Annotated in this window: 21 protein-coding genes and 1 pseudogene; 8 read left to right on the top strand and 14 right to left on the bottom strand. The window is 37.8% G+C overall.

The features are described 5' to 3' along the window. Positions 1–65 precede the first annotated feature (65 nt). On the bottom strand, positions 66–1,196 hold the full coding sequence (locus tag AY601_RS08835; protein WP_157287796.1) for a hypothetical protein: 1,131 nt from the start codon (positions 1,194–1,196) through the stop codon (positions 66–68). Between the two features lie 302 nt (positions 1,197–1,498). On the opposite strand from AY601_RS08835, the gene AY601_RS08840 reads away from it, so the two are divergent. The 3 genes and pseudogenes from AY601_RS08840 to AY601_RS26330 form a co-directional block, all read left to right on the top strand. Beyond that, positions 1,499–1,882: a helix-turn-helix domain-containing protein gene (locus AY601_RS08840; RefSeq protein WP_068399420.1), complete on the top strand. Its 384-nt coding sequence runs from the start codon at positions 1,499–1,501 to the stop codon at positions 1,880–1,882. 211 nt (positions 1,883–2,093) lie between these two features. Then, positions 2,094–2,333, top strand: a complete 240-nt coding sequence (locus tag AY601_RS08845) for a hypothetical protein (RefSeq protein WP_068399424.1) — start codon at positions 2,094–2,096, stop codon at positions 2,331–2,333. A 98-nt stretch (positions 2,334–2,431) separates the two neighbouring features. Further along, positions 2,432–2,632 (top strand): annotated as a pseudogene (locus AY601_RS26330) (type II toxin-antitoxin system RelE/ParE family toxin); the annotation flags it as partial. A 154-nt stretch (positions 2,633–2,786) separates the two neighbouring features. Here the strand turns inward: AY601_RS26330 and AY601_RS08850 are convergent. From AY601_RS08850 to AY601_RS08890, 8 genes are all read right to left on the bottom strand, one after another. Beyond that, complete coding sequence (locus AY601_RS08850; protein WP_068399428.1) at positions 2,787–3,716, bottom strand: hypothetical protein; 930 nt, start codon at positions 3,714–3,716, stop codon at positions 2,787–2,789. 35 nt (positions 3,717–3,751) lie between these two features. Beyond that, positions 3,752–4,165, bottom strand: a complete 414-nt coding sequence (locus AY601_RS08855) for a DUF4259 domain-containing protein (protein ID WP_068399431.1) — start codon at positions 4,163–4,165, stop codon at positions 3,752–3,754. 4 nt (positions 4,166–4,169) lie between these two features. Then, complete coding sequence (locus tag AY601_RS08860; RefSeq protein WP_068399434.1) at positions 4,170–4,856, bottom strand: hypothetical protein; 687 nt, start codon at positions 4,854–4,856, stop codon at positions 4,170–4,172. A gap of 2 nt (positions 4,857–4,858) precedes the next feature. Continuing rightward, on the bottom strand, positions 4,859–6,928 hold the full coding sequence (locus AY601_RS08865) for a polymorphic toxin-type HINT domain-containing protein (RefSeq protein WP_068399438.1): 2,070 nt from the start codon (positions 6,926–6,928) through the stop codon (positions 4,859–4,861). A gap of 18 nt (positions 6,929–6,946) precedes the next feature. Beyond that, positions 6,947–8,812 (bottom strand): type VI secretion system Vgr family protein, encoded by a 1,866-nt coding sequence (locus AY601_RS08870; protein WP_084359530.1) that lies wholly within the window; start codon positions 8,810–8,812, stop codon positions 6,947–6,949. 529 nt (positions 8,813–9,341) lie between these two features. Beyond that, positions 9,342–9,812, bottom strand: coding sequence for a hypothetical protein (locus AY601_RS08880; protein WP_157287798.1), 471 nt, complete (start codon positions 9,810–9,812; stop codon positions 9,342–9,344). Positions 9,813–10,856: 1,044 nt separating this feature from the next. After that, on the bottom strand, positions 10,857–11,261 hold the full coding sequence (locus tag AY601_RS08885) for a hypothetical protein (RefSeq protein WP_068399450.1): 405 nt from the start codon (positions 11,259–11,261) through the stop codon (positions 10,857–10,859). A 785-nt stretch (positions 11,262–12,046) separates the two neighbouring features. Next, positions 12,047–12,397, bottom strand: coding sequence for a winged helix-turn-helix transcriptional regulator (locus AY601_RS08890; RefSeq protein WP_068399453.1), 351 nt, complete (start codon positions 12,395–12,397; stop codon positions 12,047–12,049). Positions 12,398–12,501: 104 nt separating this feature from the next. Between AY601_RS08890 and AY601_RS08895 the strand changes: the two genes are divergently transcribed. Then, positions 12,502–13,245, top strand: coding sequence for an SDR family NAD(P)-dependent oxidoreductase (locus AY601_RS08895; protein WP_068399456.1), 744 nt, complete (start codon positions 12,502–12,504; stop codon positions 13,243–13,245). A gap of 102 nt (positions 13,246–13,347) precedes the next feature. Here the strand turns inward: AY601_RS08895 and AY601_RS08900 are convergent, their stop codons facing one another. The 4 genes from AY601_RS08900 to AY601_RS08915 all read right to left on the bottom strand — a co-directional run bounded on the left by AY601_RS08900 (position 13,348) and on the right by AY601_RS08915 (position 16,910). Further along, entirely contained in the window at positions 13,348–14,604 is a 1,257-nt protein-coding gene (locus AY601_RS08900; RefSeq protein ID WP_068399459.1) for an IS256 family transposase, read from the bottom strand. 213 nt (positions 14,605–14,817) lie between these two features. Continuing rightward, on the bottom strand, positions 14,818–15,084 hold the full coding sequence (locus AY601_RS08905; RefSeq protein ID WP_068399462.1) for a helix-turn-helix domain-containing protein: 267 nt from the start codon (positions 15,082–15,084) through the stop codon (positions 14,818–14,820). A 206-nt stretch (positions 15,085–15,290) separates the two neighbouring features. After that, positions 15,291–15,845 carry a peptidoglycan-binding protein gene (locus AY601_RS08910; RefSeq protein WP_198163653.1) on the bottom strand — a complete coding sequence of 185 codons (555 nt, stop codon included), beginning with the start codon at positions 15,843–15,845 and terminating at the stop codon, positions 15,291–15,293. 402 nt (positions 15,846–16,247) lie between these two features. Next, on the bottom strand, positions 16,248–16,910 hold the full coding sequence (locus AY601_RS08915; protein ID WP_068399465.1) for a DUF6266 family protein: 663 nt from the start codon (positions 16,908–16,910) through the stop codon (positions 16,248–16,250). A gap of 649 nt (positions 16,911–17,559) precedes the next feature. Here AY601_RS08915 and AY601_RS08920 point away from each other — a divergent pair. The 4 genes from AY601_RS08920 to AY601_RS08935 are packed head-to-tail and all read left to right on the top strand — an operon-like array spanning position 17,560 to position 22,275. Then, positions 17,560–18,372 (top strand): radical SAM protein, encoded by an 813-nt coding sequence (locus tag AY601_RS08920; RefSeq protein ID WP_068399468.1) that lies wholly within the window; start codon positions 17,560–17,562, stop codon positions 18,370–18,372. Then, complete coding sequence (locus tag AY601_RS08925; protein ID WP_068399471.1) at positions 18,372–19,592, top strand: flavin-containing monooxygenase; 1,221 nt, start codon at positions 18,372–18,374, stop codon at positions 19,590–19,592. Before AY601_RS08920 ends, AY601_RS08925 begins: the two co-directional genes overlap by 1 nt. Then, positions 19,592–21,058, top strand: a complete 1,467-nt coding sequence (locus AY601_RS08930) for an amidase (RefSeq protein WP_068399474.1) — start codon at positions 19,592–19,594, stop codon at positions 21,056–21,058. The genes AY601_RS08925 and AY601_RS08930 overlap by 1 nt, the downstream gene beginning before the upstream one ends. A 44-nt stretch (positions 21,059–21,102) precedes the next feature. Further along, positions 21,103–22,275 carry an aminotransferase class I/II-fold pyridoxal phosphate-dependent enzyme gene (locus AY601_RS08935; protein ID WP_068399476.1) on the top strand — a complete coding sequence of 391 codons (1,173 nt, stop codon included), beginning with the start codon at positions 21,103–21,105 and terminating at the stop codon, positions 22,273–22,275. A 105-nt stretch (positions 22,276–22,380) separates the two neighbouring features. Here AY601_RS08935 and AY601_RS08940 read toward each other — a convergent pair whose 3' ends face one another. Further along, the gene (locus AY601_RS08940) at positions 22,381–23,373 is read right to left on the bottom strand and encodes a fumarylacetoacetate hydrolase family protein (protein ID WP_068399479.1); all 993 of its coding nucleotides are present in this window, start codon (positions 23,371–23,373) and stop codon (positions 22,381–22,383) included. Positions 23,374–23,448: the final 75 nt, after the last annotated feature.

Raw genomic sequence — 23,448 nt, forward strand, 5'->3', positions numbered from 1 at the left:
ACAAAAACTTAAACCAAGCATCTTATTACAAAACCCAACTTTCCATTAATAATATTTTCGACGAACTATTTATCTATAAATTCATAAGTATCCCTTAGCTGATCTACAAAACAGCTGAAATAAGCTTCATAATGAACTTTAAGAAATAACATTCGATAGTTTGTTTCACCAAATAAAGCCAGAATTTCACAATCCATCAGAGAGTTTAGCAAGTGCATTTTCCTGGGATTCATACATGATGCTACAAAAAAAGACGCATTAAAATAAGAAGGTAATTCATACAACTTACCACCTATCCTAAAACGAAGTTCAAGTTTATAGTAATCTGATTTCTCTTTCCACAAAAAACATAATTCAGCCTCTTCATTGCTAAATGTACAAGGTGACATACCCGATTTTACAGGTTTTCCTTTGATGTTTCTCATACCATAAGTAAAGTGATAATGCGTATATCGCCTACTCTGTAACAATGGAAACGCTTCATGCCATAAGGTAAAAACCTTACTAAAATTAGCCTTATTTAGTTTCTTGAATTCAACTCTCCTACTTTCGCTATCCTTCTGTTTTGGATATTGAACAGGCGATAATTCTCCCATTAAAAAACAAATATCTTTTAAAGCTTGCTGTTCAGCAGTAAGCTCCCGATCTGGTAAATCCTCTGGTTTTAAAATATAGTTATTAAACCATTTTACAGATATTTTATCCTTACTTGGAATCCCAGTATAAGATATTAGAGATGGAACGTGATTCGTATGCCACTTAGAACTGCGCGTATCCAGTAAACAGTAACCCATCAACTGCTCCTCTGTTGTTAATGCTTCCGGTATTATATCAGCAGTTTTCCTCCTGATCATAACTTTATCCCGTTTAACCGCCGGCAGATACTTCACCGGTTTACACAATCCACGATATATAGTCTTTAAAATGACCTTTATCCCTCCTTTAGATTTTGATGTTGTTAAAAACTTATTTTGCATTTTGTCATCAAAAAAGTCCGGCCAATAATATTCATCAAAATCACATTCATCAGATGCCCCTAATAAATCGCAGAGTGCGAAATAAGCATAACGACCTAAATAATTTTCATCAGTATCTACGCTGCAACTAACTAATAATTCCAGAGGCTTTACCTTGATGTAAACCATTTCTTCCGCTTCCTCTCCTACTATTACACCTACTACCAGCAACTCATTCACAAAAGAGATTTTTCTTGTCTGTATGCGTAAATACGGATGTTTAGGTTTTCTGAAATCTGAGAACTTGTTTAACGTATTAATATCCAATTTAAAACTGTCATGCTGAAAAGGCAATCTGAAAAAAATCCCTCCTTTTTTGGACAAGGTGTTTGTGCTAATCATGGTTTGCGCGTACATATAATCCGGTTTTAGTTTCTATTACCAAATCTCGGGTTATCGAATGCCGTAACCTACCAATCTAAATTGTACTTTACCCATATCTAAGTGTAACTTACCATCTGGAAATTAATTATATTTGTTCTATGGAAACAGCTACAAAATCCAACAAAGTGCATATAGGAAGAAAGATTAGTCGCATTCGTGAAATCAGGGGTATAAAACAAGATTTTCTTGCTGGTGAGCTGGGCTTAAGTCAACAAACTATTTCAAAAATTGAGCAAAGCGAAGAGATCGAAGATTCAATGCTTGAGAAAATTGCGGATGTTTTAGGCGTGAGTGCTGAAGCTATAAAAAACTTCAGTGAGGAAGTTTTGATTTTCCATATTCAGAATATGAATGACAATTCAACCGCTTATGCTTATAACTACCAATGCTCATACAACCCATTAGATAAAGTTGTTGAGCTTTACGAACGCTTACTAAAAAGCGAACAAGACAAAGTAGAAATATTGAAAAACAGCAAATAGTTAAACCCTTTTTAAAAAATGCATAAAACCTAATTTTTGACGGTTCTTTTATTGATATTCTAAAGTTGGTTTTTGAAATTTCCCCAAATATGGAACGAGTAAAACAATCAATTGATTTTGGAAGTTCCAAAATATTCTTTTTATAGAGTTTGGTAATACTGCTTGAATTTAGCTTTCTTATTGTGTATTTCTGGTTAAGAACTTAGTAAATATGGCAAATACAGCAATTAGCGACAGACTATACGATTACATTAGTTATGCCGATGAAAAGAAGGTGAAAGCGATATATACGATGGTGGAAGAAGAGATTAATGAGCAAATAAACTTTTGGGAAGATAAAAATTTCTTAAAGGAAATTAATATGCGCCTTGGTGAGTATGAGTCTGGTAATGTTAAGACATCAACCTGGGAACAGGTAAAACAAAAAGCTAAAATGTCAAAGAAAGGTTAATGGGATATAATATCCTGTTCCATCCTGCTGCCAAAAGTGAATACACAAAAGCTTATCAATGGTACTAAAAGCACTTAGAGGGCTTAGGAGACCGTCTTAGTCGAGCCGTCGAAAAGCAGATTAAAGTCATTTCAAATAATCCAGAACACTATCAGATTAAAAAGCGCAATTGTCGAGAAAGCAAGGTAGATGTCTTTCCATACATTATTGTGTATAAAATTTATCAGAAAACTAACGATATTTTAATCGTAGCTGTATTTCACACAAGCAGGAAACCCGTTAAAAAATCTCGTAAATAGACTAAGTAGCGCTAAATTTAATAAAACAACTTGCATCTGTAATGACTACAACGCGCTCAAAGGGTTAGACATTTATGAAAAGCAAAGTCCACATTAACCACATTATTTCTATATTGAACTTTCAGAAAAAGCGTGAATGCCTTCCTAATCCCTATTATTTATCAAAAACATTCCATTTATTCTCAGACAATTTCATTTTAGGAGCTTCCTCAAAAACCCCGTCAAACAAACTCAGTAAAACTTCAGTTTTACAACTCGAAATCTCATCAAGCTTTTCCAAAATATTAACATGCGCGTTTAATACTTTGCCATTAACCACACTTATCTCATATGATGCTTCAATTCTAAAAGAATAACTCTGAGGATTAAGTTTTACACCATTTATACTTAACGTACTTAAATGACTACTATTAGTGATTCGGCTATTCATCTTCAAATTTACAACATCTTTGTTCCTGGAAATTGCAGAACCCAACATAACATACTCAATAGTCACATTTGAGGACAGTCCAGATTTGCAGCTATGCCCCGAAGTCTGAGAACCTTTTCCAGAATCAGCAAAATGCTTAAAACTGTAAACCTCTGGCAACATAAGCAGGTAATTCCAATTATTTCTTAATGCTTCATGAGTATTCAATAATCCTTTTTCATAACTAACTGTAAATCCTATCCGCTCACTATCCGTAATAAAAAGATTAGGTACCAGATCAGTCTTCGCCTTTTCCCAGTCACTCAGCAATACCTCCTTATTACGTATATCGAATAGCTCTCCGTTAAACCTGCGTGCAACCTTATAAAAAGGAGAAATTTTAGCAATTGCAGTAAGATCTTCGACAGAATTTTCAAGCGACTTATTTGCCGTCTTAATTAAAACATCCTTCAGCTCTATAGTATTTATAATTTCATCAGATTTTATTGACTGATCAAACAGATATCTGCACTCCATCGTATAACCAGATGGATCTTCATCCTGAACAGATAACATTTCAGTCTTGACCTCTACTTTATATTCAGCACTAAAGCTTTTCAAGTTTAAGAGCTCTTTATTATAAGGTTCACCAAACAGCAAGGATCTTATTGACATATTAAATTATTTATATAAATAAAACGTATTTCATATCAATCACCTTTCCCCCTAAGTCTTTCAATCAGATCTTGCTGGACACTAACCCATTGCTCATATTCATCACTTTCCAACCATAACTCCCTCAATTCAGAATGTCCTGGAAAATGTAGAATTTTATCAACTACTTTAATTGCCAATTGAGTTAATAATTCCCAGTCTATAACTTTAGAAAATTTGTTATCTGCAATCTCCTTTGGAAAATCTTCACTCTTAGCACCTTTCTGTGCGGCAACAATTTCAGCTGCAGCCAGGGCTTCAAAGCTTTCATCACTGTCAATAAACTCTTCCTGATCCACAATAAAGTGAAACACTTCTTTTAACCTATTTTCAGATGGCTTAGCTAAGAAATCATTTAGCCAATCAATTGCACCGTCATTTTCAAAATTTCTATTGCCCCAGGCTCCCATTCTATCAAACAGCTATGTTATCATAAAAACGCGCTAAATCAAAACCTTTTGACTTAGCTAACTCATAATAGCTCAAATTCGGATCAAGATCAATCTGTGCATATATTTTATTTCTTAAGTCAGGAAAGTACATCAAATCACGATCTTTTATGTAGACCGGTCTTCTAAATTCCACATCAATCAAATCTGCCCTATCTTGCAAGAACAAACATGCATCTCCAATTATAGCAGGCACGGAAATAGAAGATTTTAAATTTACACCTAAGGCGGCTTCATTTGCTATTTTCGTATGGACTGACAATTCGCCTCTGTCGAGTACCATACCACCATTTTTATTGTTAATATGTTCTGGAAACTCCACTTTTGTGTAATCAACTTTTTCATGTCCAATAATGCCCCAGGGTAAAATATTCATATCACCATTGATATTTCTCGTAAAAACTCTTGGGATGAGAACTTCGGTAGAAGATAATTCAGGTTTGTCATTGATTCCGGTATACATTTCAATCAATTGACAACCATTATGGCTCATGGCTAAATATGGATAATAGTCATCCTGATGACTATTAATATCCACTACCTTATGATATTGATTATTAACATCAAACAGAACTCTACCAAAAACAAATTTATTCTTGGTCCGTGTTTCCAAATAGAAAATATCTCCTGGTTTTAATTGTGTTTTCTTCATCCTTATGGACATTTTATAAGTTTACTAAAATATTCAAATTTCGCCTTGCTTAAAGCATTTATTTTATTCCAGATTGGCATTCCTTTTTGCAGTTTGGAATTAAGTAATTTAATATAATGCTGCTCCATTGTGGCAGTTTGAAATGCGTTCCATTTTTTTCCACCTTCAATCACCTCATAATCTAACTTACCTTCTTTAATTAATTGATTTAATCCCTTTTCAACAGCGTGCTGTGAAGCTCTCTTCTCCATCCCCTGAACAGTCTTACCAACATAATAGGTTTCATCTGTCACCGGATCGAAGTATCTATAAATATCTGTAGTACGAATTGTTGGATCATTATAAACCGAATTTGGGAACTTAGGTCCAGGGCCATTATGAACCAGAATACCTATTTCTCCGACAAAATAATTATGAACCTCTTCAACTTCAAAGTTAAAAGTATCACATTCTTCTTCTATAAGAAAAATACTATTTATACTATATTCCTTGTTATTTAAGCCAAGCACCTTCATTCCCACTGCTAAATCGCCAGCTTCTACCCACTCATTTTCACTTTCTACCCATATCCTGTGCTTACTTGTACAGCGGATAAACTCATTTTCTATTCCAATCTGAAGGATTCGTTCTGTTGAATTTTTAAAGACAGCAGGCACCTTACGTACTACCACTTCTCTGCTTTCAAAACTGTAAGCGAATACCTCATCCCCTTTCTCAAGTAATTCAATTGGAATATCTCCCAAAGGTGTTTTAACCTTTGTTCCAGCAACAAAGCAATAAATAAATTTGCCAAGATCATCCCAGGTTTTTGCTACTCCCTTAGCCGCATTTTCCATTAATTCTTTTACACAAACAACATTGTGCACAAGAAAGCTCTTCTCTCCAATAAAGTAAGTATTCCAGCCCTCTACTTCTATATTAAAAACAGTAACTAACTCATAAGATCGCTCGTCACCCTCACTATTAACAATTTCCGGTTGCAGTATTTTATCAAATTTATAGACAACCTGCTGTACAACTGCTGCTTTACCATTAAACAACTGAACCGTATCTCCTTGTTTTAGTAAACCAGCTTCCTTCCATTCACTATTGGCATAAAAAGGATGTTCAGGAGTGGTATTAATAATTTCTCCGTCTATTGTCAACTCTACAATCGTATCTGCCTGCTGTTCAAAAACATTCAGTATGCTTTTTAAGCCGGTTTCGCCAGTTTCCTCGTTGTATGACCAAACCTCATCACCACTCACAAGCTCTTCTATATTTTTTGTTCCATTCGCTGTCTGGACTGGTGTACCGGCCACAAAACATGCCTTAGCAATACAAAGTCCAGCCTCTCTTAATGAAAACTCAGATACGGTAGTCGCAAATTTTTTCACCAGTAATAAAGCTGCTTCTTTTGCTGCTATAATTCCTGCTATTTTTTTCAGGGTCATCTTGCTCCCAGCTTCAGCTACTCCTTTTGCTCCACCTTTCATTGCGCCTATAATAAGCTCATCAGCACCTAACGTACATACATCAAGTACAACCAAACCAAGATTCCCGGCAGCTTTCCAATAATGTTTAGTTTGAATCGAATGAACATAATCCCTTCCACTGCCCCAGACCGGTATAAATCCTTCCCAAAATCCAGATTCTCCTACAGATTTCCTTTCCAGATCATATTCGTCGGAGGCTTCATTTGCTGCTTGATTAGCTTTACTGATTTCATCAAGCGATTCTTTTGATAAGCTCCAGGACAATGGAAGTTGACCGCTTGTTATAAATTTGATTTCACTCGAAGGATCAATGGCACAGTGGAGACAGCTTTTACCAATCAATGGATGGGATCCGTTAACTTTCACCTTATCATAAGTATCTGTCCAAACTGTTGGAATGGGATGACATGGTTTTTGAGTTGTAGTACACATTCCATAGTTAGGGATATTCACCATATAGGTTTTATCACTATCTGTTGCTACTAATAATTTTTGTACATGGGTCGTGGTGTTAGAAGTAACATTAATTGGCATTACGCCCGCTCCTTTGTTACAGTGAGTAAGCGCACCAGTCACTATATATTCTAAATCGTCCATAGAATAATTTTGAGAGTGTTAAAATATCTGAGTATCGTGAGAATGGATATTAATCTGGGTATCTGCCTCTGCATTGATGGTTCCCGAAGTTGCCTTTAAAATGATATCCTTAGCTAATGCCTGAAGCTCAACATTACTCTCCAAAGCTTTAATTATAATATCTTTTAAATTTGCAGTAAGCAGGATATTACGCTCAGCTGCTATTAAACTAATATCCTCAGTATCAGCTGTAGCTTCAATACTCTTTTTGGCACTAACTACAATCTTACCCTCTCCACTTCCTTCTTTTCCGTTTTCATCTACGCCTGGTTGTGCATTCAAAGTAATGCTGTTCCCTGCATTAACAACTAAATCTGTGGTATTAATGGTAAACGTATTCGGAACAGAAAGAGTTGCACTTCCATTACCATGCATCTTTAAAATATTCCCGCTTGGATCTTTAACAGTAACACTTCCCTTACTATCATCCAATCGAACCATACAGCCACTTCTGGTGATCAGACTTTTAATTTTATTTCCTTCATTACCGCCGCTTCCATTTTTACCATGAAAAATACTTCCTATAACAATAGGTCTGGCTATATTACCTTCTTCAAATGCAATGAGTACCTGATCTCCTTTTTCAGGAATAAAGACAAAACCCCTGTTTTTATTAACCTTATCACTGCTTCCGGCATCGGGCGTAATGACTCTCAACCATTCTGTATCATTATTTGTCTGACAAGCCCATTTAAATTTCACTTTTACACGTCCTTGACCTTTAGGATCATTATTATCCACCACATTAGCCAATTGCAGATCAGGATTAGGCCTTATATAATCTTTAAATAATAAACGATCAGTTGTAGAAACCAGCCCTTCAAAAGAATTAGCATAGCGCCCACGCTCATCAATTGTGTGATTAACAGAAGTGATTAGAAATTTACCAAGACTTTCAGTGGCAAAAGAAATCCCTTGTTTTAAACTCATGGTAATTTCTACAATTGACCCCAAAGCTACCTGTGGATTATCGCCAGAACCGCTTATTTTCAGGAGTTTACTGATATTTGCTTTCTCTTCATTATCAACGTGATTTTTAATATCACTCCCACTATCAACCCTGATAGATGTTGGCTGATTAAAAGTTTTACTGTATATCTTATTAGAGGCATTTATTGCATGGATCAAATCTGCTCTCCCGCTAGCATTTCCGGTACTCTCACTTTGCAGCATTTCATCCTGCTTGGGATTATAAGCGAATCTTTTATTTTTAATTGGTGCTACTTCCATTCCATATTGCAGGCTATGGACATCTCTTCCATAAAACAGGGGAATTTCCTTTTGCTGATCGGGCTTACCGAAATTAAGGTTCATACCATCATAGAAAAACCATTCGTAATATTCACCACTCAAACGGTTCAGGAATTCAAAATCACTCTCCCGATATTGGATTACATAATCAATAGGATTTTTACGGGTTGCGTTGGTTATAATCCTCAAATCATTTACTGGCGTATCATGAGTAGCCATGGAAACAATTTCATTTAGTGATTTGTCCAAATAAGAGCCCAGATCAGGGCCCCTGTCAATCAATATAGTTGGACTATACCCACTGACTACTAAAATACCATGATAACCGTTGCTTTGCGTAAGTTCTACTTTAGTGACTATCCCAACAAAGTTTTGCAGAGGTTGCATGATATACCCTATTGATGCACTTAGAGTTTCTCCTACAAAGTCACGACTATCATCCAAAGTAATCAGCCCAGGTAAACCCAGCTGATCATGGTTAAACTTAAGTTCAAAATAATGATGAGCGTTAAATTTTTGTTTAAGCGAAAAAGAAGTAAAATGCGTAATAGCTTTATTACCTATGTGTATTTCCTTTATTAGATTTATTTCCATGATAATAAAATTTACCATGAATATATTTGTTTATTGCTTAAAATTATTTTTATTACGTCAACCGGGTTATTATACTGGTATACAGTACTATTATCGATGTATTTTACATTAAGAAAGCATAAAAATAACTACCAATTCTATGGAATGAAAAGGAAAAATAAATCAAAACACATTGAAAAAGAAGGCATTACTGCTATAATTGATATTAGTCACTTATTACTCCTGTAAAAAAAGTCAGAGCAGATTCATTATCAATCGGCTTCCAATTAGTAAGTTCAATGTGTTTATTCTTCCCTTCTTCAGTATGATTGATTTATGGAAGTCAGATTATGCGTAACAATAAAACTGGCAAATACTATTCACAACCACTTGAAGATCCAAAAAATGCAGATAAAAGACGTGCAAAGGTAGGTCTACCTCCCGTTGAAGAATATGTAAGCCAATGGGGCATTAAGAGGAGTATTGAACAGTATGGTAAGAACCTGTCTGAAGATCAGACAATAGTGGTTTAATAATGAAATTCCGCATTTCAATGTGACGGAGGAAGTTTTATATAATCCTCAATCGGTGGCTGAGGTTTCTTGGGCTCAGATAAATAAGCCCTTGTGACTTTCATAGTCTTTCCATCAGGCTCTATGAAAAAAAACTTGTGCCTATCAATCTTTTCTTTACCGTATTGAGCAACAATATCTATCAACTGAGTGATTGAAATAGTGTTGATTTTACTAAATGACTCAATAGAAATGTTTTTTACATCACCAGAACGATCACGGCGTGAGAAAAAGACTACATCAGTATTCCATGGGTAACACTTACACTGTAATATATATCCTTTATATTTTACGTCTGTTTCAATTTTAAACATTCTATCTTGTATAGGCACATTAGATGTATCTAATTTATAATATACGGTATCTAATTTTTCTTTCTTGTTTTGTGCTCCAACCCTTTGAAATGAAACTAGCATCAGGCCAAAAAATAATATAATATATTTCATCATTTTAAAAATTACGACCAGGATTAGGCAGGTTAACAATCGAAACTAGCTGAAATTTATTAAAGTCATTTAATTCAGTCTCAGAATCTGTCCAATGAGCTAACTCATGAATGCTATTGAACAATAAACTTCTTGTAGCACTACAAACTTATGTATAGATACCTCCTACACCATAATTCTAGACATAATTGCCATTAACTATGGCATTATGACTAAAGATATGCCAGTATCCTGATTAATAAATGTATTAGCAGATGTGAAAGTTCCTGCTGATGCACCATCATTATAAATTACAAAGTCCTCTAATTTCATGTTATCAATTTGTGAAATTCCTAAACTTGCATATCCACTTTGCTCTAATGAGAAATTAACGCTGTATTGATGATATTGACTTCCGTAATATGGAAGTCCATCCGCACTTTCAACATCATAAGCAGTTGTCGTTTTTGTATTAGCATTTGAAATTTCTTTTAAATTATCTGATTTTACAGTATCAAAGAAGTCTTTAAAGACTTTGATTCCATGAATATTTGAAATTCAGCTAAAGTCAAAAAAGTTTTTGTGTTATTAGATGTGTATTTATTTGTTAATTTAAATTGTATTTCGAAGCAATTCTTTGTGCATCTAAATCTTATTTTTTTGACAATTTGGCTTTTTTGACAAGAAAATAAAAATATAATCATGCCGAAGGCAATGATAATTGTAATTTCATATAAAGAAATTTGGATATTTCTCTATATGAAATTATTAGTAATTGAACCTCTTAGAGAAAAAGTAAACTACTCTTAAAAAGATTAGTATGAAATTAACTAACAAGAGACCTTCAAATAAATATAGACAGAATTGGTAAGGAAACATTAAATGATTAGCCTTTGCTACATTCAAAGCCACAACAGATACAAATAGTAACACCAAAGTTAACGGTAAATAGGTTAAGAGCCTGCGAAATTTTGAGATGTTCATGATTTATAATTTAGCATTTCTCCAAGTTATACATTAACTTCCAATAACCAAATAGTAATTAAGGTTAAGAGTTAAAATTTCATACTATTCACGTAAAAACATTAAAGCAGATTTATTATCAATTGGCTTCCAATTAACAAGTTTAATATGCTTATTATCCCCTAATTCGTTATCATTAATTATCTCAATATTAATGCCTTTTAATTGATCTCCTTTTTTATCATCGAACATTTCAGAAAAAGGTTTAACAGCCCCATTATTTGAAATATAAGTAGGATTGCTAATTGCATAATCCATCGTTTTAAGGAATTCCATAAATTTATAAACCAGCTCTTTTTCTTCTTCTTTACTCCTGGCCCTCTTAATCTGATCCCATTGATCATTTAAAATTCCATTCATATTTTTTTTATTTGAAATGGAGCCAGACTCTTTCTGAACACAAGAAGCTGTGAAAAATAAAACAATTATATAAACGAATACTGTCTTCATTTTAATTGATATTTTTTCTCTTAGTCCTTTTTACATTCATTGTATAAACACAGAACGATGTGAGATCCTTAATTTTAACTGATCAATTTTTTAGCCACTGACCGAAAGCATATCCTTTTTGCATCAGAAATATTAGAACAAAAAGAACAACTATTACTGATAATGTGTTTCTTGCGAAATCGGACTTAATAAATGGAAATAAGTTCATATTTAGGATTAATTATGTTTAAAAACAACTAAAATTGCGGTAGTTACGAATGCTATAACGCGGCTACCTAAGCACTAATAAAGTAGCCATGTGAAGCAACTAATGCTGGTGTACTGCTACCATTTGCATCAACTAATTCACTGCCGCTAAGTTCTACAGTATTAAATTTTTGAACATTGAGCTTACAGATGACATAGTTTCATTCTGACAGCCATCAAAGAGTTTATTGTTTTTGTCTTCATAATGATTGAATTGTTAAACATTGCTTACTCTATAATCAGTTTTTCAGCGACCACTGTTAAATCAAATTTTAGCGATTATCTTAACCATTGACCAATTTATAACCCCAATTGTCCCATTTGCACAACACTATATACTAAAGATATAGATAATATAGCAGCCAGTGTAATCCCACCGTTTACATTAACCAGTCACCTTCGTTCAGTTTTACGATAATACGTTTTACAAACCGGAATCGCAATATTTAAGTTGACATTTAGTTAAGCTGCAATATTTTAATATTAGTCACCTATTACTCCTGTAAAAAAGCAAAGTAGAAAACTTTGTTCATAAAATTCTATTTACCAGTAATCACCTTACGGTGTTCTATTCCCCATTCCGATAGATTATTAATGATGGTCTTTAACGTTAAACCATATTCCGTTAATTGATATTGAACAGATATAGGCTGCGTATCTAATACGATTCGCGTCACCAGTTTATTTATCTCCAGCTCCTTTAATTCTTTACTCAACATTTTGTTTGATATCCCCTGTACATCATTCAAAATATCAGAAAATCTTCTTTTGTTATAATAGCAAATAGAGGAAATGATGGAAATTTTCCATTTTCCACTCAACACGTCCATCGCATCATGAACGGCCATGATCTCTTTTTTATGCCCTAATTGGCATTCATTTTCTGTCATAAGTTACTTGGTTACTCAAAAGTTACTGTTACTTTTCGTTACAAAGTAACCTAAATAAACTTACCTATTCTAACTTTGCACTATAAAACTTTAAAAATTTAATCATGGACTTTACAAATAAAAACGTTGTTATTACAGGTGGAACAACCGGAATAGGGCTGGCAACAGCAAAAGCATTTATCAACGCAGGCGCGAATGTTTGGATTACGGGTAGAAATGCCGCCAATCTGCAAAAAGCAACTGAAGAAATAAACAACCCGAAATTGTTTACTGTAGTATCGGACACTTCAAAACCCGAAGAAATTTCTATCCTGGAAAAAGCAGTTGCAGAAAGTGGAAACAAATTAGATGTTCTTTTCCTGAATGCGGGAATTGCAACATTTGAGCCAATAGAACAAGTAACTGAAGCAAATTTTGACGCACAATTCAATACTAATGTTAAAGGGCATTTCTTCACATTGCAAAAGTTACTTCCCCATCTGGCAGATGGAGCATCGGTAGTCTTCACTTCTTCATCGGTTGCCTCAGCTGCAAATTTGGGAACAAGCGTATATTCTGCAACTAAAGGAGCATTGAATAAAATTGCTCAAATTGCAGCAAATGAACTGGCGGGAAGAAAGATCCGTGTAAACATCGTTAGCCCGGGACCTATTCTAACCCCAGGTTTAGAAAATGCCCTAACCCCAGAAGCAAAAGAATATTTAACTAATGCTACAGCAATGCAACGGATTGGTGATCCTGATGAGATTGCAAAAACAGTGTTATTCGTGGCTTCTGATGCTGCAAGTTTCATTACAGGAACAGAGATCACTGTAGATGGTGGTTATCATAACTACTCATTAAAATAAGTGATAATAACAGTATTCAAAATATAAAGGGCAGACAAAATGTCTTTGTGGGAGTGTAAAGCGAACTGTGTCAACATCACTTCTTCTTAGGTGGGGGCTTCTTCAGCCCCCACCTAAGAAGAAGTCGCCGAAGGCTTTCAATCGATCCCCAAATTTAATATACAATTGTGACATTGTCAATCCCCAGTTATGCATCGGCATTGTCCATTTTTTGGACAGGTCTTTAAAGGCCAGATACACGAGTTTTAGTAGCGCCTGGTCAGATGTAAATGCGCCCTTTGTTTTGGTGACTTTGCGGATCTGGCGATGCATTCCTTCGATTGCATTGGTAGTGTAGATCACTTTTCTGATATCCGCCGAATACTCGAAATAAGTGGATAAATTAGTCCAATTTTCCATCCATCCTTTTACCGATAGCGGATATTTTTTACCCCATTTATCTTCAAACTCCAGTAGTTTTTCATATCCCTGTTCTTGGTTGTTGGCTTTGTAGATCGGTTTTAGATCAGCTACTACCGCCTTTTTGTCTTTTTCTGGCACATAGCGTAAACTAGTGCGGATTTGGTGCACAATGCATAACTGAATCTGGGTTTTAGGGAAGACGGCTTCTATAGCCTCGGGGAAGCCTTTTAGACCGTCAATACAGGCGACTAGAATATCTTCCACACCGCGTTGTTTCAGATCGGTGAGTACAGAGAGCCAGAATTTAGCACCCTCATTTTCTGAGAGATAAATACCGATCAGATCCTTTTTGCCATCGCGGTTGACACCTAGGATATTGTAAACTGCCCGGGATTCGACACCACCACTACCACGCACCTTATAATGCATACAGTCCAGAAATACAAAAGGATAGACAGCCTCCAATGGTCGATTTCTCCACTCATTCATTGCGGGAATGATCTTGTCCGTAATGTTGGATATCTCGGTTGCAGAGATATCCATTGCATACATTTCTTTCACATAATCAGAAATATTGCGGGTACTCATGCCACGGGCATACATAGCGATCACGTTATCTTCCAGTTCTTCGGTAATGATTAATTGCCGTTTAGGAACGATCTTAGGCTCAAAAGTCCCGTTACGATCCCGACTGCTTTCCAGTTCGAAATGGCCGGACTGAAGACTGCGTACAGTCTTCTTGGTCTTTCCATTTTTGCGGTTGCTTTCTCCAGAAGATTTACTTTCTTCCAGATGATTATCAAGCTCACCCTCAAGCATCGATTCCAATAGGTGTTTCAACATTGGAGCGAATACACCGTCGGTGCCACCCATCTTTTTGCCTTGATAAAGGCCTTCCATTGCTTCTTCTTTGAAGCGTTCAAAATCAAATGGTTTTTTACTTTTTCCTGTGTCCATAAGTTGGTACTAAATTACTTATTCTTACTCTTTATTATCAAGAGTTGACACAGTTCAGTTTACAGTCTCAGGACAGAGATTGTTTAAAGTCAATCAAAGCCTACCTACTTTTTTTTATAATGTGTAATCCTCTCAGAATATTGGACTTTATATATAACATCAACTATAATTTGTTCAATTTACTAAGATTCTTTGTTGGTGGAAATCTATTCTTCATTTTATCTCATCCCTGAATTTACTTTCCATTAAGCTCATCACATCTTCTCTTCTGTAATAAAGACAGCCAACAATAATCACAGACTTCAATAACCCTCTGCTTCGCCATCTTCTTAAAGTACGGTCGCTAATTCGGAACATAGATTTCACATCATTGGTATCTAACAAATTTCTTTCATGAGCAACAAATTTCTCCTGCTTTTTCGTACACATCATTTCAGCCAGGACATTTATCAACAGATTCACTTTATCGTTCATTTCCATATTCACATGATTAAATTTTAAACTATTTGAATTATTCAACGATTGTTAAATAGTCACGTTAGGGAGGAATAATCAAAAAAGTATTTATAACTCTTTTGCAGAATAAATTTGCGTTTTTCAAAAGAAATAGGCTTAATAATACAGTAATTCAATAAATATTATTTATCAAAAGGAAAACACAATATCTTATTTAACAAAAATTAACACTAATCAACTTTTACCCAATCAGCAATTCTATAAATAGTCTTGATATGTCTCTTTTTTCTATAAACCCCATCACCTTCTCTGCTGCCCAGAATATTCGTATTACCTTCTACACTATTTACCCAATCTCCTTTTTGATTAACGATCAACCAAACATGGGCTATTCTTTTTAATTTAACAAAGTATATACCCAGCAAATTACCTGGTAAGGCAGAACGTGCTAAACGGGATGAAGGGAAAAGATCTGGTGTCCATCCTGATCGTGGTTTATCATATCCAGCCTGTGCAAAAACCCAGCTTACAAAACCTGCGCACCAGGGCTGCCCTTTTTTCAAACTTACACTGGTCAAATAAGTCTCTACACGAAATCCGTCATTGTTTCCAGTTATTTCCCTCACCCCTATTTCTTTTTCCGCAATACGAACAAGAAGCTCTCTTTTTTGACACTCCAGAACATTGAAGCTACATTTGTTATTTAACAGATTGCGATCAAGCAAGCCGAAGCCGCTAATAATAACAAAGCAAAGGATGCCCAGTAAAAGCCTAATTGTTGCCATGACGGTAGAAAATTAAATTGTGAAACCATAAATGTTAGAGCAGGTAATTTCATCAGTAGCCAAAACCATTGTAATAACCACCACGATAAAGCGGTTATTAAAAGAAAGCTAATCATGCTCAATAAAATCAATAGCCAGATACTCTGATCTATGCTACCTACCCTTTCATCAAACAAGTTGAGAAACCTGGGCGCAAAGCACCATATTAACAGCAAAACTGCGAGTATCATTCTGGTTTCCGATCTTTTTAAGGAGGTATTGACAACCGGTAATAATTTAATTATCCCCGGTAATTCTATAGTTTTTATATTCATCACATTCTAAATTTTAAGAATTTATCAGTTATTAGCAGTCTTATTATATAAACCGGCAAACTCGTCAGCTTGCCGGTTTATTCAAATCCTAGGCAATAGCTTTGATAGGCCCCAGATAAACACTAGTACTTACCTTTTTACCATCTAAAGAAGAAAAGTAAAACCAGCAATGTAATGTGTTACCGACGATAGTTTTAGACAGCATACGTCCTTCTAATTTACCAGCGGTTCTGACCACGGTTGATGGAATTAGAAAATAATCCTTCGTTTCATCGTAAATTATTATAGTAGCTCTATCCGTAGAACGCTCCAAACGTTCATCTTCTGTGTTAAAATCCAAAGGATCATAGGCCCAGCTGATGGCTACTTTACGGCCTGAAACTGGCACTGCTAAAAGGTCTTGTGGACTGTCCAACTTTCCAAGAGTCAATTTTAACTTAGCATAATTGATCGTAAATAATGGAGAAACACCTGAGATAGCTTCCATCAGATTGAATTTAACCGCTTCATTCATCGGGCCAGACAGTTTGTTGCCAGATTGGTATCCTTTACTCACAACCTCACTAACAGCCCCTAAAAAACGGGTTATTAAGCCAAATTTATTACGTTGATCAATTTGTGATCTGACTGGTGGCTTACTGGTTTTTTTGGGCAAACTTTTCATTACATCCAACGTACGCCACCTGGCACCGATTACTGTTCCTACTTTTCCTGAGAATCCACCAAGGACCCCTGTTCTAATCTTTCCCATTTTCTTTAATTTTAAATAATGAATTATTCTATTAATTCAAGTCAATCGCATGCCGGCCGCTTAAACTCGTTAAACGAAAGTATATCAATAAATTAGCTAAAAAATAAATTGACCGCAATAGTCCGTTATTGTCCGCAATTGACCGGATTTGACCGGATTTGTCCAGTACTGAAAAAGCATTATTTATCAAAAACAGGATTAAAACAAGAAAGGCCCTCCGGTTAAGGAGAGCCTTTGGTAATAGCTTTTGCAAGATTAACCAAAATTCAAACCCATAAAAGCTATGATAAGTAAAAGTATGTTGACAATGGAGAGCCGTATACATGGAGACATGTACGTAGGGTTCGGGGGCGGATTAGCAGAGACATACCACCGCAAGGTGGCAAAGCGCTGTTGGCCTGGCCCACTCGTCTTCTATTAACAGTATCTTCATCTTAAATCCCCTATTGTACTCGTTATCCCTTGGTTGCAAATTTACTGAAAAACCGTCAGCGCAAATTTACATGGGAGAAAAAATACATTAAAACAATAATCTTTTACTGGAAACATCAGCGTATTGGTAATTATAAATAAAATTGTTATTTTTACGTAAAGCACTGCTCTCAAATCAGATAAGGCTTATGCTTCTTGTTTATTAAATTAAAAAACTATGAACATCATCCAGCTTAGCCTGCTCAAAAACTCCGGTTGCGGAGGTGGTTGTAAATTTTGTGGATTGAGTAAAACTGAAGCCACTGGCCGGGAAGCCATCGTGACAGCATCAGATTTCCAAAAGGTATATGATCAGGCCAGTGCCGCAGAAGCCCGGGTCGAACTGGTCTTTCAAACGGCCGGAGCCAATGTGATTGAAGTCCTGAATTTCCTGCTGGAAATGGCGGAAGTGATCAAAAGAAATTCTCATGTGGATTTAGCCATCAACCCCGGCATTTGTACACGCCCGGATTTTTTCGACCAGATTGCCAATCTCGGCATAAAAAGATATAGAAACAATTTAGAATGCTCCAGAAAACTGTTTGCTGAAATGGTTCCTAAACGACCATTGGCCCAGGACGAGAAGTTAAAATCGCTATTACTCGCAGCAGAGGCTGGACTAGCTGTAGATACCGGATGGCTTTGTGGCCTTGGTGAAACGGAATCAGATGTAGCAGATATGATGAACCTGCTGGAAATGGCCAGGCCAGATGCCATCACCCTCAACTATTTTGATCCTGGAGAAAGCGCAGAGATATTCGTCCATACGATCCCTGCTCCGGAACGCGGACTCGCATACATCGAGCTGCTACGTGGCCGCTTTCCTGATGTGGAGTTGACTTTAGGAGGTGCCTATGATTTGTGGCTTGGCAATCATCTGAATAGGATTTCTAATATCGACGGTCTTTATCTGGGCACTTTCTTAGACCATGGGCTGCGCTCAAAATCCTGGAACGCCAAAGAAAACCTAGGATTTGTTAAAGCCGGATAATGCCTGGTACATCTACTTTTCCTATAGCCGTTGATGTCCTGATCATTGGTGCCGGACAGGCGGGACTGGCCATGAGCTATTGCCTGAAGCAAAGAAACATCCATCATATTTTACTGGAGCGTGGGGAGATTGCCCAACGCTGGCGCTCAGAAAGCTGGGAGTCATTACGGCTCCTGACCCCTAACGACCAGACAAATCTACCCTCCTGGCCTTATCAGGGGGATCAGCCGGAAGGTTTTATGCGGGTTTCAGAATACATCTCATTTCTGGAAGACTATGCCCGATCATTTGATGCCCCGATTCTTAGTGGAACCGCCGTTGAATCGGTCAGTAAATCAGGTGATCAATTTTATATTCAATCCGCAGCGCATTGCTGGGCCGCAAAAGCAGTCGTCATCGCCACTGGCCATTGCTGTACGCCCATTATTCCTGAATATTCAAAGCGATTAAATCGGGACATCCATCAATTTACTGCTGGGCAATACTTAAATCCAGGACAGCTTCCAGCAGGCGGAATTTTGGTGGTGGGTGCAGGTGCTTCAGGGGTGCAAATTGCAGAAGAACTGCGCCTTTCCGGACGGGAGGTGACGCTTTCTGTTGGCAAACACCGTCGCCTGCCAAGAAGGTACAAAGGAAAAGATATTCTCTGCTGGGTAAAAGAACTCGGTATTTTCGACAAGCTCATTGATTCCAGCTGCGTTCCTGACATCCCTGCGCCCCAGTTGATTGGTTCGGAAGATGCTCATACCATTGGCCTGGACACGCTGCAAAATCTAGGTGTAAAGCTGACTGGTCGGATTGCAGGGATTGCCGATTCCCTGGTCTCTTTTGAAAACAATCTGGCAAGCGTGGCGAATCAGGCAGATCGGGATATGTATGTGATGCTAGAAAAAATAGACAGTTATGTAAATGATGATCAGCCGGGTTTTCAAAAGATATCCCCTGTTTCGGTGCCTGATGCTTCCTTACATCTGGACCTTAAATCTGCGGGAATTAACAACATCATCTGGGCAACGGGGTACCGTAGGAACTATTCCTGGTTAAATCTAAATGTATTCGATCCGCAGGGGGATATTAAACACCTGGGCGGGATAACAGAAGAACCTGGATTGGTGCTGATTGGCATGCGTCGTCAGATTCGATACAACTCAAACTTTATTGAGGGTGTTGGAAAAGATGCAGAATTGCTAGCTGATCACCTAAAAAAACACTTATCGTGATGAGGAAAAACCTGCGTAGATGTAGCATTGCTGAGCTCGGACAAGCGCTTCGCACAGGTCGGCTGAGCTGTGTTGCGCTTGTAGAAAGTGTATTGAGCAATATAAAGGCACAAAATCCTTACCACAAAGCATTTATATTGATCTTAGAAGATCGGGCGTTGAAAGAGGCTATGAAAGCACAGGCTGAGCTGGATAATGGCCTGGATAGAGGTCCCTTGCATGGGATTCCTTATGCAGTAAAGGGGATTTTTGAGGTAGAAGGTGTAGCAAATACTGCCGGAATGGACTACTCATTTGAACACATCGCCTTATCAGATGCAGCATCAATAACCTTGTTAAAAGAAGCAGGCGCTGTGCTGGTCGGCATTACAAACACCAGTCCTTTAGCCGCTACGATACTCGGAATCAACCATGTTTTTGGTACGCCACATAATCCCTGGAAAAGCGCTGCTTATATCCCTGGAGGGTCATCTAGCGGCGCTGCGGTTGCAGTCTCCGCAGGAATGGTTCCTTTTGCATTAGGCAGCGACACTGGAGGTTCTATTCGGGTACCCGCCTCACTATGCGGAGTAGTTGGGTTTAAGCCTACAAAAGGCTGGCTTAGTACTAAAGGCGTATGGCCTTTGGCACCAAGTCTGGATACGATTGGCCTGATTGGCCGTACTGTAGAAGATGTAAAGATGGTTTATTCTTGTCTTCACAACAAAAATACCGGGAATGGTTCCTTAAAAAACGACGCCCAGATTCACAAAACAGCGCAGCAAAAACCAGTTAACCACGATATACGTATTGGCTGCTGCTCAACTATTTTCCTGGATGATACGGAACCCGAAGTCATTACAGCGCTGGAAAAGTCTATAAAAATCCTTTCCAATCTAGTCTTTACAGAGCCAATCCTAGCAGCTCTTAAACCGCGTGTTTCAACTATTGAGATCCCTGCTATACGAGCATTGCGGAAAATGATGAAGGAAACGAGTTTCATCGCCTCAGAAGCCTATCCTTTACACCAGCGAATCATTGAGGATCCCAACATCGATTGGGTATTAAATTGGCTGCAATCAGCAGCCAAACATTCAAAAGAAGACACTCTGAACATTAAAAAACAATACAGAAAGATTGCAAAGCAGTTGTCGCTCAGTCAGTATGATCTGGAGATTCTGGTTGTGCCTGCTACGCCAATTCCTGCAACATTACTAGCCGATTGTGACGCCCCAACCCCGCATGCACAGCTATCAGCCATTTATTCAAGAAATACATTGATGGCAAATCTTGCGGGATGGTGCAGTATTTCTGTACCCTGCGGATTGACTAAGGATGGCTTGCCAATAGGTCTCATGCTTTGTGCTGATGCTCAAAATGAAGCGCTCTTGATCAGTGTTGCAGCAGCTTTCGAACAAGCTTCAGGATACCAATCAATGGTACCAAGTACAAAAACCTATCTTACATCAGGCAATACATTTCAATAAAAAAAATAGATAAATTATCACAACCATTAGAAAACAAAAGAACTATGTCTATTAAAATATCGGAAAACAGCGCAAAAGCAAAAGCAGAATACGAACAGTATCTTGGCCTATTTCTTCGGGAGAGTCCGGTCACCAAACGTCGTGGCGAACCTGGTGTTGCCGATCTTTTATTCGGAGATCCTCATGGACATTCCTTCCCGGAGATAGCGGAAATACTACATGCCCAGGTCGACATGAGCCATAGTCAGGGGTTCAAATATGTGCATCATATCGAAAGCTCCAGAGCAGCTGCTGCAAATGCGCTATCCCAGCGGTCAGGAATTAACTATGCGGCCAAGGACTTGTTTTTTACAACCGGCGCTTTTGCTGGTTTATCCTGCTGCCTTCAGGCCTTATGTGATCCTTTAACAGAAGTGGTTTACCTGGGACCACCTTGGTTTTACTATGAACCTATGATCAAATCGGTCGGTGCAATCCCTAAAGCAGTAGATTTAAATCCGGAGGACTGGAGTATTACCATGACTCAGTTTGAAGCTTCTATTGGACCTAAAACCAGTGCGATACTTCTAAATTCCCCTCATAACCCAACAGGAAAGGTGTTTTCCGTTCAGGAGCTTTTAGAACTGACTAATATTGTGGCGGCTGCGAGCAGAAAACTCGGCAGAACCATCCCGATCCTTTCGGATGAAGCTTATGCCCGTATTGTTTTTGAATGCAGTCATGCACCTAGTCCGGCAGCGTTCTACCCGACTACAATTAGTATTTACACCTATGGAAAGACACTTTTAGCGCCAAGTTTGAGAATTGGCTATATGGCACTTGCCCCTGGTTTCCCGGAAGCAGAGCAAATGCGCAGGGTACTTGATGCGCTTCAACCCATCTCCGGATGGCAGCTTCCAGGTTGTATTTTACAACGTGCAGTACCACATTTGGAAAGCTTATGCGTAGATATTGCACAGCTTAAAAGAAGACGTGATCGTTTAGTCGAGGCTTTAAGGGAAGGAGGCTTCAAAGTGATCCCTTCGGAAGGCACTTTTTATATGCTGATAGATAGTCCGGACCCTTCTGACGAACACTATTCCAGAGTGCTGGAAAGTCGGAATGTACTGGTTTTACCCGGTTCCACGATGAGGATTCCAGGCAAATTCCGGGTTTCTTTAACCGCCTCAGATCAGATGATCGCACAGGCATGCGAAGTATTCAGATCCGGATATTAAAATAGCCGTAAAGCTTAAAATATTCAGGCTTTACGGCTATACTTTAACAGAGCTATAGTTTAACAGTTTTATGCGGATCCCGATCCTTATTTCTTCTGATCTATTTTATTTCTTTTGATAGGCTTTCACCACCTGGTCTATTTTTCCAAATATCGAATGGCCTTCTTTATCATTCATTTCAATCTCAATTCTGTCTCCAAAAGACATGAAAGGTGTGGTGGCTTTACCATCTTTAATGATTTCCAGGCACCTTACCTCTGCTAAACAACTGGAACCGGTTGGGCTTCCCTGATTGGCTACTGTTCCCGATCCGATGATCGTTCCAGCGATCAATGACCGTGTTTTAGCGGCATGCGCGATTAATTGTCCGAAATCGAATACCATATCGACACCCGCATCCGGCGAACCAATCAATTTTCCATTTAAGGTAGAGCGCAATGGAAGGTGTAATTTCCCATCACTCCATACGCCTTCTAATTCATCTGGCGTCACCACTACCGGTGCAAAGGAAGTCCATGGTTTCGATTGATAAAAACCAAATTGTTTCGCCAATTCATCAGGAATCAGGTTTCTCAGGGTAACATCATTAAGGATCGTGATCAGTTTAATATGGTCGAGTGCGGATTTCGCGTCTGTTCCGGCAGGAACATCATCTGTAATCACTGCGACTTCTGATTCAAAATCAATACCCCAGGCTTCATTCTCGACTTCTATATCATCATTTGGGCCGATAAAAGCATCGGAAGCGCCCATATACATGAGCGGGTCTGTCCAGAATGTTTCAGGAAGGGCGGCATTTCTAGCCTTTCTTACCAGCTCCACATGGGTAACGTAAGCGCTTCCATCTGCCCAATGATAGGCTCTTGGAATTGGCGCCATCACTACTTTAGATGAAATATCAAAAACAGCTGAATCACTGCTATTTGCGTTTAAGGAATCATAGACATTTTTAAGCTTCGGTGCTGTTTCTTTCCAGTTGTCGATGGCGGCTTGCATGGTGGCTGCGATCTCAGGAACGGCGACTGCTTTGGTGACTGCTTTGTTCACCACGACCAGTTGTCCATCCCTGGTCTCATTAAATATGGATGCTAATTTCATTTATAGGTTTTATCAAGAATTTACAATCTTTATTATCGGAGGATAAATATCATAAAAGATTGTCAAATAGCATAA

The organism is Pedobacter cryoconitis (genome assembly GCF_001590605.1).
Classification (GTDB): domain Bacteria; phylum Bacteroidota; class Bacteroidia; order Sphingobacteriales; family Sphingobacteriaceae; genus Pedobacter; species Pedobacter cryoconitis_A.

Coding starts and splice junctions, on each gene's coding strand:
- AY601_RS08840 (WP_068399420.1), top strand. CDS start 1,499: ATGGAAACAGCTACAAAATCCAACAAAGTGCATATAGGAAGAAAGATT.
- AY601_RS08845 (WP_068399424.1), top strand. CDS start 2,094: ATGGCAAATACAGCAATTAGCGACAGACTATACGATTACATTAGTTAT.
- AY601_RS08850 (WP_068399428.1), bottom strand. CDS start 3,716: ATGTCAATAAGATCCTTGCTGTTTGGTGAACCTTATAATAAAGAGCTC.
- AY601_RS08855 (WP_068399431.1), bottom strand. CDS start 4,165: ATGGGAGCCTGGGGCAATAGAAATTTTGAAAATGACGGTGCAATTGAT.
- AY601_RS08860 (WP_068399434.1), bottom strand. CDS start 4,856: ATGAAGAAAACACAATTAAAACCAGGAGATATTTTCTATTTGGAAACA.
- AY601_RS08865 (WP_068399438.1), bottom strand. CDS start 6,928: ATGGACGATTTAGAATATATAGTGACTGGTGCGCTTACTCACTGTAAC.
- AY601_RS08870 (WP_084359530.1), bottom strand. CDS start 8,812: ATGGAAATAAATCTAATAAAGGAAATACACATAGGTAATAAAGCTATT.
- AY601_RS08880 (WP_157287798.1), bottom strand. CDS start 9,812: ATGATGAAATATATTATATTATTTTTTGGCCTGATGCTAGTTTCATTT.
- AY601_RS08885 (WP_068399450.1), bottom strand. CDS start 11,261: ATGAAGACAGTATTCGTTTATATAATTGTTTTATTTTTCACAGCTTCT.
- AY601_RS08890 (WP_068399453.1), bottom strand. CDS start 12,397: ATGACAGAAAATGAATGCCAATTAGGGCATAAAAAAGAGATCATGGCC.
- AY601_RS08895 (WP_068399456.1), top strand. CDS start 12,502: ATGGACTTTACAAATAAAAACGTTGTTATTACAGGTGGAACAACCGGA.
- AY601_RS08900 (WP_068399459.1), bottom strand. CDS start 14,604: ATGGACACAGGAAAAAGTAAAAAACCATTTGATTTTGAACGCTTCAAA.
- AY601_RS08905 (WP_068399462.1), bottom strand. CDS start 15,084: ATGGAAATGAACGATAAAGTGAATCTGTTGATAAATGTCCTGGCTGAA.
- AY601_RS08910 (WP_198163653.1), bottom strand. CDS start 15,845: ATGGCAACAATTAGGCTTTTACTGGGCATCCTTTGCTTTGTTATTATT.
- AY601_RS08915 (WP_068399465.1), bottom strand. CDS start 16,910: ATGGGAAAGATTAGAACAGGGGTCCTTGGTGGATTCTCAGGAAAAGTA.
- AY601_RS08920 (WP_068399468.1), top strand. CDS start 17,560: ATGAACATCATCCAGCTTAGCCTGCTCAAAAACTCCGGTTGCGGAGGT.
- AY601_RS08925 (WP_068399471.1), top strand. CDS start 18,372: ATGCCTGGTACATCTACTTTTCCTATAGCCGTTGATGTCCTGATCATT.
- AY601_RS08930 (WP_068399474.1), top strand. CDS start 19,592: ATGAGGAAAAACCTGCGTAGATGTAGCATTGCTGAGCTCGGACAAGCG.
- AY601_RS08935 (WP_068399476.1), top strand. CDS start 21,103: ATGTCTATTAAAATATCGGAAAACAGCGCAAAAGCAAAAGCAGAATAC.
- AY601_RS08940 (WP_068399479.1), bottom strand. CDS start 23,373: ATGAAATTAGCATCCATATTTAATGAGACCAGGGATGGACAACTGGTC.